The sequence below is a fragment of the Streptomyces sp. NBC_01433 genome, from assembly GCF_026340105.1.
GTDB lineage: Bacteria > Actinomycetota > Actinomycetes > Streptomycetales > Streptomycetaceae > Streptomyces.
This window is the reverse complement of the sequence record NZ_JAPEPM010000002.1, coordinates 1,884,456-1,896,918: the sequence shown is the minus strand read 5'-3', so window position 1 is coordinate 1,896,918 and position 12,463 is coordinate 1,884,456. Positions and strand designations below refer to the sequence as shown.

General features: G+C 68.9%; 7 protein-coding genes. 2 read left to right on the top strand and 5 right to left on the bottom strand.

The features are described from left to right. Positions 1-39: 39 nt before the first annotated feature. Complete coding sequence (locus tag OG413_RS35845) at positions 40-1,569, bottom strand: UDP-N-acetylglucosamine 1-carboxyvinyltransferase (RefSeq protein ID WP_266812806.1); 1,530 nt, start codon at positions 1,567-1,569, stop codon at positions 40-42. Positions 1,570-2,121: 552 nt separating this feature from the next. On the opposite strand from OG413_RS35845, the gene acnA reads away from it, so the two are divergent. After that, complete coding sequence (gene acnA, locus OG413_RS35840; RefSeq protein WP_266812804.1) at positions 2,122-4,836, top strand: aconitate hydratase AcnA; 2,715 nt, start codon at positions 2,122-2,124, stop codon at positions 4,834-4,836. Between the two features lie 79 nt (positions 4,837-4,915). Here acnA and OG413_RS35835 read toward each other — a convergent pair whose 3' ends face one another. Then, a complete protein-coding gene (locus OG413_RS35835) occupies positions 4,916-5,470 on the bottom strand; it encodes a hypothetical protein (protein ID WP_266812802.1) in 555 nt (184 codons plus the stop codon). Between the two features lie 177 nt (positions 5,471-5,647). Here OG413_RS35835 and OG413_RS35830 point away from each other — a divergent pair, with 177 nt between their 5' ends. Beyond that, the gene (locus OG413_RS35830; RefSeq protein ID WP_266813303.1) at positions 5,648-6,283 is read left to right on the top strand and encodes a histidine phosphatase family protein; all 636 of its coding nucleotides are present in this window, start codon (positions 5,648-5,650) and stop codon (positions 6,281-6,283) included. Positions 6,284-6,409: 126 nt separating this feature from the next. On the opposite strand, the gene OG413_RS35825 is transcribed toward OG413_RS35830, so the two are convergent. The 3 genes from OG413_RS35825 to OG413_RS35815 form a co-directional block, all read right to left on the bottom strand. Further along, complete coding sequence (locus OG413_RS35825) at positions 6,410-7,048, bottom strand: class F sortase (protein ID WP_266812801.1); 639 nt, start codon at positions 7,046-7,048, stop codon at positions 6,410-6,412. Between the two features lie 52 nt (positions 7,049-7,100). Further along, positions 7,101-7,787, bottom strand: coding sequence for a hypothetical protein (locus tag OG413_RS35820; protein ID WP_266812799.1), 687 nt, complete (start codon positions 7,785-7,787; stop codon positions 7,101-7,103). Positions 7,788-8,128: 341 nt separating this feature from the next. After that, positions 8,129-11,977, bottom strand: a complete 3,849-nt coding sequence (locus OG413_RS35815) for a GH92 family glycosyl hydrolase (protein ID WP_266812797.1) — start codon at positions 11,975-11,977, stop codon at positions 8,129-8,131. Positions 11,978-12,463: the final 486 nt, after the last annotated feature.

Sequence of the window (12,463 nt, the reverse complement as noted above, 5' to 3'; positions counted from 1 at the left end):
TGTCTTCGCAGGTCAGAAAGGGTGCGACGGGGCGGTATGTCAGATGTCGCGAAAGATCTCGATCTGTGCGCCCACCGAGTTCAGCCGCTCGGCCAGATCCTCGTAACCGCGGTTGATGACATAGACGTTGCGCAGCACGGACGTGCCCTCCGCCGCCATCATCGCGAGCAGCACCACCACCGCGGGCCGCAGGGCGGGCGGGCACATCATCTCGGCGGCGCGCCAGCGGGTCGGGCCCTCGACCAGGACCCGGTGCGGGTCGAGGAGTTGCAGGCGGCCGCCCAGCCGGTTGAGGTCGGTGAGGTAGATCGCCCGGTTGTCGTAGACCCAGTCGTGGATCAGGGTCTGGCCGTGGGCGCTGGCCGCGATGGCCGCGAAGAACGGCACGTTGTCGATGTTGAGACCGGGGAACGGCATCGGATGGATCTTGTCGATCGGGGCCTCCAGCTTGGAGGGCCGCACGGTCAGGTCCACCAGCCGGGTGCGGCCGTTGTCGGCGGCGTACTCCGCCGTCCGGTCGCAGTCGACGCCCATCTCCTCCAGCACCGCGAGCTCGATCTCCAGGAACTCGATCGGCACCCGGCGGATGGTGAGTTCGGACTCCGTCACCACGGCGGCGGCCAGCAGGCTCATCGCCTCGACCGGGTCCTCGGAGGGGGAGTAGTCCACATCCACGTCGATGTTCGGCACACCGTGCACGGTCAGCGTCGTCGTACCGACGCCGTCGACCCGTACGCCCAGCGCCTCCAGGAAGAAGCACAGGTCCTGGACCATGTAGTTGGACGAGGCGTTGCGGATGACGGTCGTGCCGTCGTGGCGGGCGGCGGCCAGCAGGGCGTTCTCGGTGACCGTGTCGCCGCGTTCGGTCAGCACGATGGGCCGGCCGGGCGTGACCGAGTGGTCGATCTGGGCGTGGTAGAGCCCTTCGGTGGCCGCGATCTCCAGCCCGAACCGGCGAAGCGCGATCATGTGCGGCTCGATGGTGCGCGTGCCCAGGTCGCAGCCGCCCGCGTACGGGAGCTTGAACTGGTCCATACGGTGCAGCAGCGGACCGAGGAACATGATGATGGAGCGGGTCCGGCGCGCGGCGTCGGCGTCGATGGCTTCCATGTCGAGCTGGGCCGGCGGGATGATCTCCAGGTCCACGCCGTCGTTGATCCAACGGGTGCGGACCCCGATGGAGTTCAGCACCTCCAGCAGCCGGAAGACCTCTTCGATGCGGGCCACGCGGCGCAGCACGGTGCGGCCCTTGTTGAGCAGCGTGGCGCAGAGCAGCGCGACGCACGCGTTCTTGCTGGTTTTCACATCGATGGCGCCGGAGAGGCGACGGCCGCCGACGACCCGCAGATGCATGGGTCCGGCGTATCCGAGCGAGACGATCTCGCTGTCGAGGGCTTCACCGATACGGGCGATCATCTCAAGGCTGATGTTCTGATTGCCGCGCTCGATGCGGTTGACGGCGCTCTGACTGGTGGCGAGCGCCTCGGCCAGCTGCGTCTGCGTCCAGCCCCGGTGCTGACGGGCGTCACGGATGAGCTTGCCGATGCGTACGAGGTAATCGTCTGACATGGCGGCAGGTTATCTCAAATATGAGATGAAGATCGCGCGGGGGTGTGGTGTTCGGGTGACGGCCGGCTTGCCGTCGCGAGCGTGTGTACGCGCGTTCGCCCCTGAACTCCGGTCCGTGCCCATCGTCCTGGCGGTGCTTCGGCCCGGCCCCCGGTGCGCGTCCGTTCGGGTGTCCGGCGGCGGCGCTCCGCCGACCCGCTCCGGCCGCGCTTCGTCGGCGGCACTCGCGGCGTTCCTCGCGTGAGCCGGTCGCCCCGGTGAACCGGCCCGGCGGGACGGCCGGGCGATCACCCGGCCGGGCGCCGCACGGCGCCGCTCGGGACTGGACACGAATGGACGGCGCCGCCCGGGCATGACCGAGCGGCGGCGATGTACTAGAGTTATCTCGACATCGAGATATCTGCCGAGGCGCACCGCAGCCGCCGCACGGTAAGGGTTACCTAACTAAGCCTTACCTTAGCGGACGGTCGGGGCCGTAGGCGGCACCACGCGGCGCCGGCCGCCAATGAGGCGCGGCGCGGTAGTACGCGCACATTGAAGAAGGAGACTGTCGTGTCGGCGAACAGCTTCGACGCCCGCAGCACGCTGCGCGTGGGCGACGAGTCGTACGAGATCTTCAAGCTGGACAAGGTGGAGGGCTCCGCGCGCCTCCCTTACAGCCTGAAGGTGCTGCTGGAGAACCTGCTCCGCACCGAGGACGGCGCGAACATCACCGCCGACCACATCCGGGCGCTGGGTGGATGGGACTCGCAGGCCCAGCCCAGCCAGGAGATCCAGTTCACGCCGGCCCGCGTGATCATGCAGGACTTCACCGGCGTCCCCTGCGTCGTGGACCTCGCCACCATGCGTGAGGCCGTGAAGGAGCTCGGCGGCGACCCGGCGAAGATCAACCCGCTGGCCCCGGCCGAGCTGGTCATCGACCACTCCGTCATCGCCGACAAGTTCGGCACCAACGACGCGTTCGCCCAGAACGTCGAGCTGGAGTACGGCCGCAACAAGGAGCGCTACCAGTTCCTGCGCTGGGGCCAGACCGCCTTCGACGAGTTCAAGGTCGTCCCCCCGGGCACCGGCATCGTCCACCAGGTCAACATCGAGCACCTGGCCCGCACCGTCATGGTCCGCGGCGGCCAGGCGTACCCCGACACCCTCGTCGGCACCGACTCGCACACCACGATGGTCAACGGCCTCGGCGTGCTGGGCTGGGGCGTCGGCGGCATCGAGGCCGAGGCCGCGATGCTCGGCCAGCCGGTCTCCATGCTCATCCCGCGCGTCGTCGGCTTCAAGCTGACCGGCGAGCTCCCGGCCGGCACCACCGCCACCGACCTCGTGCTGACCATCACCGAGATGCTCCGCAAGCACGGCGTCGTCGGCAAGTTCGTCGAGTTCTACGGTGAGGGCGTCGCCGCCACCTCCCTCGCGAACCGCGCCACCATCGGCAACATGTCGCCGGAGTTCGGCTCCACCGCCGCGATCTTCCCGATCGACGGCGAGACCCTGAAGTACCTGCGCCTGACCGGCCGCGACGAGCAGCAGGTCGCGCTCGTCGAGGCGTACGCCAAGGAGCAGGGCCTCTGGCTGGACCCGTCCGCCGAGCCCGACTTCTCCGAGAAGCTGGAGCTCGACCTCTCCACGGTCGTCCCCTCCATCGCCGGCCCGAAGCGCCCGCAGGACCGCATCGTCCTCGCCAACGCCAAGGCGCAGTTCGCCCAGGACGTGCGCAACTACGTCTCGGACGACGAGGAGTCGGGCAAGGAGTCCTTCCCGGCCTCCGACTCCCCGGCCGCCGCCAACGGTGTGCCGTCGCGCCCGACCACGGTCACGGCCCCCGACGGTTCGACGTACGAGATCGACCACGGCGCCGTCACCGTCGCCGCGATCACCTCCTGCACCAACACCTCGAACCCGTACGTCATGGTCGCCGCGGCGCTCGTGGCGAAGAAGGCCGTCGAGAAGGGCCTGACCCGCAAGCCCTGGGTCAAGACGACTCTGGCGCCGGGTTCGAAGGTCGTCACCGACTACTTCGACAAGGCGGGCCTGACCCCGTACCTCGACAAGGTCGGCTTCAACCTCGTCGGCTACGGCTGCACCACCTGCATCGGCAACTCCGGCCCGCTGCCGGAAGAGGTCTCCAAGGCGGTCAACGAGCACGACCTGGCCGTGACCTCGGTGCTCTCCGGCAACCGTAACTTCGAGGGCCGGATCAACCCCGACGTCAAGATGAACTACCTGGCCTCCCCGCCGCTGGTCGTCGCGTACGCCATCGCCGGTTCGATGAAGGTCGACATCACCAAGGACGCCCTGGGCATCGACCAGGACGGCAAGCCGGTCTACCTCGCGGACATCTGGCCCTCCGAGGCCGAGGTCAACGACGTCGTCGCCAACTCCATCGGCGAGGACATGTTCAACAAGTCCTACAAGGACGTCTTCGCGGGCGACGCCCAGTGGCAGGCGCTGTCGATCCCGACCGGCAACACCTTCGAGTGGGACTCCGAGTCCACCTACGTGCGCAAGCCCCCGTACTTCGAGGGCATGACGATGGAGACGACCCCGGTCGAGGACATCGCCGGCGCCCGTGTCCTGGCCAAGCTGGGCGACTCGGTCACCACCGACCACATCTCCCCGGCCGGTGCGATCAAGGCCGACACCCCGGCCGGCAAGTACCTCACGGAGCACGGCATCGAGCGCCGCGACTTCAACTCCTACGGCTCGCGCCGCGGTAACCACGAGGTCATGATCCGCGGCACGTTCGCGAACATCCGCCTGCGCAACCAGATCGCCCCGGGCACGGAGGGCGGCTTCACCCGCGACTTCACCCGGGCGGACGGGCCGGTGTCGTTCATCTACGACGCCTCGCAGAACTACCAGGCCGCGGGCACCCCGCTGGTCATCCTGGCGGGCAAGGAGTACGGCTCCGGCTCGTCGCGCGACTGGGCGGCCAAGGGCACCGCGCTCCTGGGCGTCAAGGCCGTCATCGCCGAGTCCTACGAGCGCATCCACCGCTCGAACCTCATCGGCATGGGCGTCCTCCCGCTCCAGTTCCCCGAGGGCGCGACCGCCGAGTCGCTCGGCCTCACCGGCGAGGAGACCTTCTCCTTCACCGGCGTCACCGAGCTGAACAACGGCACCACGCCGCGCACGGTCAAGGTCACCACCGACACGGGTGTGGAGTTCGACGGCGTCGTCCGTATCGACACCCCCGGCGAGGCGGACTACTACCGCAACGGCGGCATCCTGCAGTACGTGCTCCGCAGCCTGATCCGCAAGTAGGCGGCAGAGCCGAAGGGCCGCACCCCCACCGGGGTGCGGCCCTTCCGCGTATCTGGGAGCATTCCGGGCGCAGCGGCCCTCAGCCGACCGAAACCGTCCGCGTCACCTCGGTGATCCGGCACTCCGTGCCGCGCGGCACATCGCCGAGGCCCTGCGCTTTCTTCTTCGCCACCTTGCCGGCGTCCAGTGCGAGCACCGCCGCGATGCCGTCCGCGACCCGGGTGCCGTCCTTGTCCACGAACTCGACGGTCACGACGTAGTCCGCCGGGCTCCCGGAACCGTTGACCACCCTCAGCTCGGCGGCGGGCCACTTCGTCAGGGAATCCACCGTGCACTTCGTGATCTTGACGTCCTCCTCGGGAGCCGTACCGGTGGCGCTGGGCTCCGCGGTCGGATCCTCACCGGCGAGTGCCTCGGGGGACGGTGTCCCGGCCGACCGGGCGGGCAGGCTCTCCAGCGACTCGGGGGCCACCCGGTCCATCGCCGTGTAGACGAGCGCCGCGACGGCCGTCGCGGCCAGCAGCCCGCCGCCGACGGAGAGCGAGACGATCAGCCCGGTACGTTGCCCGCGCGGCGGCGACGGTGGCCATGGCGACGGAGATGGCGACGGCGGCGGCGGAAAACTGTCCGACAAGAGGTCCCCCCACGGGAAAACGACCGAAACACGTGTACGAGCCATACGGTACGTGGGCCTGGCGGACCGCCGGACCGCCGGATGTCGCGGTCGCCGCAGTCGCCGCGGAATGCCATCGTGGCTCCGCGGGTTCGCACCCCCGAAGACAGTGGCATCGGCACAGAGGGCGGAACCACCATGGGCGAGCTGATCCTGATCCGGCACGGCGAGACCGCGTGGTCCCGCTCCGGACAGCACACGAGCTACACCGACATGCCCCTGACGGACGTCGGCGAGCGCCAGGCCCGCGCGCTGGCCCCGCTGCTGGCCGGACGGAGCATCACGCTCACCCTGGTCAGCCCGTCCGTACGGGCCCGCCGGACCGCCGAGCTGGCCGGGCTCGCCGCGCCCAGGGTCACCCCGGAGCTGCACGAGTGGGACTACGGCGGGTACGAGGGCGTGACGACGCTGGAGATCCAGCGCACCCGCCCGGTCTGGAACCTGTGGACCGACGGGGTCGACCCCGGAACGGACGAGCACCCGGGGGAGAGCCCGGCAGAGGTCGGCGCGCGGGCCGACCGTGTCCTCGCGGGCGTGCGGGCCGCCGCCGAACGGACCGGGGACGGGGACATCGCGCTCGTCGCGCACTCCCACTTCCTGCGCGTGTTCATCGCCCGCTACCTCGGGCTGACCCCGGCGGAGGGGCGTCTCTTCCAGCTCGCGACGGGCGCGGTCTCCCGGCTCGGCAGGGAGCACGGGCAGCCGGTCGTCACGGCGCTGAACCTGGCCCTTCCCGAAGAGCTGTCGGCGGGCGTCGCCGCGGATGCCTCCTGACGCAGCGATACCTCCTGACGCGGACGATGCCTGCTGAGGCAGGGCGATGCCTCCTGACGCGGGGGAACGGCGAAGCGGCCGGTACCTCGTGCGAGGTACCGGCCGTCATCCGTCCCAGGTGACGGCTCATGCCGCTTTGAGACCGGTGAGGTGGGCGAAGACGACCACATTCGCCGAGTAGCCGTTCTTCTTGTCGAAGCGCCCACCGCACGTCAGCAAACGCAACTCCGGGCGTCCGGTCGGGCCGTACACCTTGTCGTCGGGGAACTCTTCCTTCTTGTACGTCTTCACGGCGTCCACGGTGAAGACCGCGGTCCTGCGGTCGGCCCGCCGGACCTTGACGATGTCCCCGCGGTGCAGCGCGTTCAGGTTGAGGAAGATGGCCGGGCCGGTACGGGTGTCCCGGTGGCCGACGATCAGGGCGGTTCCCTTCTCGCCGGGGGCCGGGCCGTCCCGGTACCACCCGACCTCCTTGGGCCTGCTCATGGGCGGGGCGTCCAGCCGGTTCTTCTTGTCGAGGCCGAGACGGGTGACCGGCGCCTCGATCACGATGGCGGGGACGGCCAGCTTCACCGGCGCCGACGGCGGCAGTGGCGCGTGTGATGCCGGGACGTTCGCCATCGACCGCACCGGTTCCCGCCTGACCGGCGACCCGCCGCCCGCGGCGTCCGAGCCGTGGGCGGCGCTGGACGATGCGTCGTCGGACGAGTCGCCGCTCGCCCAGACGACGCCGGTCACCAGCGAGGCGGTCGCGCACAGCGTCATGGTGAGACGGCATGCGCGACTCGGTCCCCGTCGCCGTCGGCGGTGGGGGGCGCTACGCTGCGCCACTGGCGCGGCGGCGTGCTGCCCGGCGGACCAGGATCAGCCCGGTCACTCCGGCCGCACCGGCCGCCAGTGCCGTGGTCGCCCCGAAGGCCGAACCGTTGTCCGAGCTGACGTTCTCCATGGCCGGTACGCCACCGCCGCCGGCGGGGACCGCACCGGAGGGCCGGTGGTGGTCCTTGTCCTCACCGGACCAGGACGAGCCCTCCTTGTGGCCCTCGCCGCCCTGGTTGCCCGGACGCCCCTGGCTGTTGCCGTTGCGGGAGCAGTCGATGGTGAAGGTCTTCTGCTTCAGGCCGACCGGGACCGTCCACTGGAGCTGGTAGGTGCCGTCCGGCAGCAGGTACTCCTGGCTGACGGCCTTGCCCTGGTTGAGTGCGAGGGAACCGATCAGGGTGTCCCCCGGAGGCACGGTCGGTGGCTGCGCGATGATCGTGAACGGGACCACCGGGAGCGTCTCGAAGTTGGCCGCGACCAGCTTGAACGCACAGACCGGGGCACCTTCGCGGTTGTTGCCGCGCTGCTGACCGATGGACTGGACGCTCAGGTCGCCGCTGTCGCCCGGAGCCGCGAACGCCGCGGGCGCTCCGGCCAGGATGAGTCCGGCGGCGGCGACGGCTGCGGCGACCGCCGTACCGGTGCGAACGCCGCGTGAGCGGATGGAGGCAGAGATGGGCATGGGGGCTCCTTCAAGCCGAGATGATTGTCGTACTGATCACCTGATCGCCCAAGAGATGTCATAAAAAGTCATAAAAACAGATAAAGACACAAACGAAAACGCGGAAGTACCCTGACCAGCCCACACGAGGCGTGGGTTGTCCGGGGGACAAGCCCCCCCGGGCGGCCACCCCAAGCCGGCCACCTCACGCCGGCCACCCCAAGCGGACGGGGCCACCCCAAGCGATCGAGACACGACAACCGGACGAGCGCCACGACAAGCGAACGGGCCACCCGCACGTGCGGATGGCCCGTCCTCGCTCCGTCGCCCCCGGAGACCGTCACCGGTCGCGGGGGGCGGCCTCAGCCGAGCAGCTCCACCTCCGCGAGGGTCGCCGCGCCGTCGAGCACCAGCCGGTACTTCGTGTACGCGCCCGGCCGGTCCACCGAGAACACCCGGGTCTGCTTGTCCCAGGCGAACGACTGGCCGGTCCGCCGGTCGAGGTCGGTCCACTTCGCGCCGTCGGAGGAGCCCCGCAGGACCCAGCCCGTCGGCGCCTTGCCCGCCGCTCCCGACGTCAGCGTGTACTGGAGCCCCTTCGTCGCCGCGCCCACCGGCAGGTCGACCGACCCGACCGTCGCCGAGGTCGCCGAGGTGTTGTCGAAGAGGGCGCCGTCGCCCTTCAGCAGGTCACCCTTCGGGGACGGGACCTTGTCGTCCTCGGTGATGGACACCGGGGCCGCGTTCTTGCCGGTGCCCCAGGCGGACGGCTTCGCGCCCATGTCGAACTCCAGGGTGCCGCCCTTGGCCAGCAGGTCGTGGGGGAGCGAAGTGGACGTCCACTTCCTGCCGTTGACCTTCAAGCCTTGAACGTAGATGTTCTTCGCGCTGTTCTTCGGCGCCTTGACCACCAGCGTGCGGCCGTTCTCCAGGTGCACGGTCGTCTTCGTGAAGAGCGGCGACCCGATCGCGTACTCGCCACTGCCCATCACCAGCGGGTAGAAGCCGAGCGAGGAGAACAGGAACCAGGCCGACTGCTCGCCGTTGTCCTCGTCGCCGTGGTAGCCCTGCCCGATCTCGCTGCCCGTGTAGAGGCGGCCCAGGACCTCGCGCACCTTCTCCTGGGTCTTGAAGGGCTGGGAGGCCGCGTTGTACATGTACGTGGCGTGGTGGGCGACCTGGTTGCTGTGGCCGTACTGGCCCATCCGTACGTCACGCGCCTCCGTCATCTCGTGGATGACGCCGCCGTACGAGCCGACGAACTCCGGTCCGGCCGTCTCCGGCGTGGAGAAGTACGTGTCCAGCTTCTTGCCCAGACCGTCCCGCCCGCCGTACAGGTTCGCCAGGCCCCGGCTGTCCTGCGGGGCGGTGAAGGCGTAGCCCCAGCCGTTGGTCTCGGTGTAGTCGTAGCCCCAGACACGCGGGTCGTACTTCTCGGACGGGAGCCGCCAGTCGCCCTTGGCGTCCTTGCCCTGGAAGAAGCCGGCCTTGTCGTCGAAGAGCTTGACGTAGTTGCGGGCGCGGTTGAGGAAGTACGCGGACTCCTCCTTGTACCGCTCCTTCTTCGTCTTCTTGTAGAGCGCCTTGCCCATCTGGGCTATCCCGTAGTCATTGAGGTAGCCCTCCAGCGACCAGGACAGGCCCTCGTGCGTGGCGGTGTCGGCGTACCCGGTGAAGACCGAGGTCTCCATGCCCTTGCGGCCGACGCCCGAGGACGGCGGGGCCACCGTGGCGTTCTTGACCGCCGCGTCGTACGCCGCCGCCGCGTCGAACTTCACGCCCTTGACGTACGCGTCGGCGAACGCCACGTCGGAGCTGGTGCCGGTCATCAGGTCCGCGTACCCCGGCGAGGACCAGCGCGAGATCCAGCCGCCGTCCTTGTACTGCTGGACGAAGCCGTCCACCATCTCGCCCGCCTTCTTCGGGGAGAGGAACGAGTAGGCGGGCCAGGTCGTGCGATAGGTGTCCCAGAAGCCGTTGTTGACGTACACCTTGCCGTCGACGATCTTCGCGCCGGTGTGCGTCGGGGTGTCGGTGCCGGTCCGCGGGGAGAAGGGGCTGGCGTACTTGCTCTTCCCGTCGACCTGCTCGAAGCCCGAGTTCGGGTACAGGTACAGCCGGTAGAGGCTGGAGTAGAGCGTCGTCAGCTGGTCGGCGTCGGCGCCCTCGACCTCCACCTTGCCCAGGATGCCGTCCCACGCCTTCCGCGCCCGGTCCTGGACCCGCTCGAAGGAGGTGGACGCCGGAAGCTCCATGGCGAGGTTCTTCTTCGCCTGGTCGAGGCTGATCAGCGAGGTGGCCAGACGCAGGCCGACCGTACGATCCTTGCCCGCGTCGAAGCGGAAGAAGCCGGTGACGTCGTCACCGCCGCCGCCCTTGAGTCTTCCGCTGTCGGTGACCGGCGCGTCGAAGGCGCCGTACACGAAGAGCCGGGTCGCTCCCGTCGAGCCGCCGCTCCTGACGTCCGAATAGCCGGAGAAGGAACCGGACTTCGCGTCGAGCGTCAGACCGCCGTCGTTCGACACATTGTCGAAGACGATGCTCGCGTCGTTGCCGGGATACGTGAACCGCATCCGCGCGGCGTGGTCGGTCGGCGTCATCTCGGCCTTGAGGCCGTTCTCGAACGTCACCCCGTAGTAGTGCGGCTTCGCGGTCTCGTTCTCGTGGCGGAACGGCAGCGCGCGGGCCGTACGGGAGGCGTCCGGGGTGCCCGCCTTCGCCGAGGGCATCATCTGGAAGGTCTGGCGGTCGCCCATCCACGGGCTCGGCTCATGGCTGGCGCTGAAGGCCTGGAGCGTGGGCAGGTTGTCCTCGTTGTTGCCGCGCGCGTAGTCGTACAGCCAGCTCGTGGAGCCGGCGTTGGTCACCGGCGTCCAGAAGTTGAAGCCGTGCGGGACGGCGGTCGCCGGGATGTTGTTGCCGCGCGAGAAGCCGCCGCTGGAGTTCGTGCCGCGGGTCGTCAGCGCGTAGTCCGACAGATGCGCCTCGCGCTTCTCCGGCGCCTTCGGGGCGATCACGAGGTCGTCGATCCAGCCCTGGAACTTCGCCGTGCCCTTGGGGGAGTCGTACGCCACCAGAATCCGGTCGACGGTCTTTCCCGCCGCTACCGTCCCGATGCGCGAGGCGACCTTGTTCCACTGGTTGACGTAGAGGCGCTTGGCGTCCGCCTGGCCTCCCGGGGTCAGCGGACCGCCATGGCTGTCGGTGGCCTTCAGCTCGCTCAGGTACGTACCGTCGGTGAAGGCCAGATCCACCGCGACATGCGTCGCCGGGTAGGCGAGGTCCGTCTCGCTCATCTGCGGGTACACCAGGTAGGAGAGCTCGGTGTCCTTGGTGACGGCCGTGTTCACGTCGAAGACCTTGTTGTACGAGTACGCCCGGCCGTCCGCCTTGTGCGTACCCGCGTACCGCAGAGCCCTCTTCCCCGTGAATCCCGCACCCGACTTCGCGGTGGGCGAGCCGGAGGGGCCGCGGTCGGCCTGGGTGCGCATGTCGTCGGGCGCCGGGGTGGAGGTGTCGCCGTCGGAGAACTGGACGTCCGCGAGCTGGGTCGCGTCCGGGGCGCCGTTGTTCTTCGTGATCTCCAGCCGGAAGTGCTGGTACGCCTTGTCGGCCGTGAAGTCGTACGACGTGGTCTGGAGGCGCTTCGCGAAGGTCTGGCCGGTCCGGGTGTCCAGATCCGTCCAGGACGTGCCGTCCGTGGAGCCCTTCAGGGTCCAGTCCTTCGGGTCCCGCTCGTCGTGATCGTTGGCCGAGGTCAGGGCGTACGTCACGACCTTGACGGGTTCGGCCAGATCGAACTCGATCCAGCCGGACGGTTTGAACGACAGCCACTTGGTGCCGGGTTCACCGTCGGTCAGGTTCTCCTTGACCTCGCCGCCGCCGGTGTTCTCGTCGCTGGCGCGCAGGTCCGTCACCTTGTCGGTGACATTGCCCGGTATCCCCGCGGAGAATCCGCCGTCGATCCCTGACGCCTTTTTGCTGCCGTCCGGGCCCTCTTCGACGGTATTGCGCCAGTCCGGCTGCTTCTCGTCCGATTCGAAGGAGGAGCTGAACGTCCGCTCACCCGAGGGCTTTTGGGACGGTCCGGCCGGTTGCGCGGCGGCGGCGGTGGGGGCCGCCACCACCAGGGCGAGAGATGCCGCAATGACGGCGGCCGAGCGGCTTTGTCTCTTTCGAGAGCCTTGGTGGAGACCACGTGGTGGCTGCATGCCGAGCCATTCCTCCCCGGAAGCGTGCTGGACAACGTTGTCATAGCATGATGCAAGGTCCAGTAGGGAGCCAAGTGGTCCGATGTGTCAAGGGTGTTGCGCGGGATCGCCCAGGCGAATCGACCGTAATGCGGAAAAAGGTGCCCCTGGATCGGGACGCACGGTGCCGAGGTATCCAAGAGGTCTCAACTCGGGAAAGACTGCCGCCAAAACACGTACTCGATCTTGCTCAGTTGGCAACAAGTGGACTATACCTGTCGGCACCCGCGCAGCCGTTTCACACGGTCGCACGGCAGGGGGCGGGGGGAAGTCCGCGGGGCGCCGGAGGCGTTCGCGCTGTACGGTCTTCTCCCGATACCCCGCTGCACGCAATGCCCGTACATATCTGTATGACCCAAGCGCAACTGACCGCGGTGGCGGGGCCCTTCGCCTGAGGCGAATCACTATGGGTGACCGGTACACCGCCTGAGTCCTGTAGAAGGCGAG

What these genes read in the sequence shown, in the direction of transcription:
- OG413_RS35845 (WP_266812806.1), bottom strand. Translation starts at nt 1,569, where the DNA reads ATGTCAGACGATTACCTCGTACGCATCGGCAAGCTCATCCGTGACGCC.
- OG413_RS35830 (WP_266813303.1), top strand. Translation starts at nt 5,648, where the DNA reads ATGGGCGAGCTGATCCTGATCCGGCACGGCGAGACCGCGTGGTCCCGC.
- OG413_RS35825 (WP_266812801.1), bottom strand. Translation starts at nt 7,048, where the DNA reads ATGACGCTGTGCGCGACCGCCTCGCTGGTGACCGGCGTCGTCTGGGCG.
- OG413_RS35820 (WP_266812799.1), bottom strand. Translation starts at nt 7,787, where the DNA reads ATGCCCATCTCTGCCTCCATCCGCTCACGCGGCGTTCGCACCGGTACG.
- OG413_RS35815 (WP_266812797.1), bottom strand. Translation starts at nt 11,977, where the DNA reads ATGCAGCCACCACGTGGTCTCCACCAAGGCTCTCGAAAGAGACAAAGC.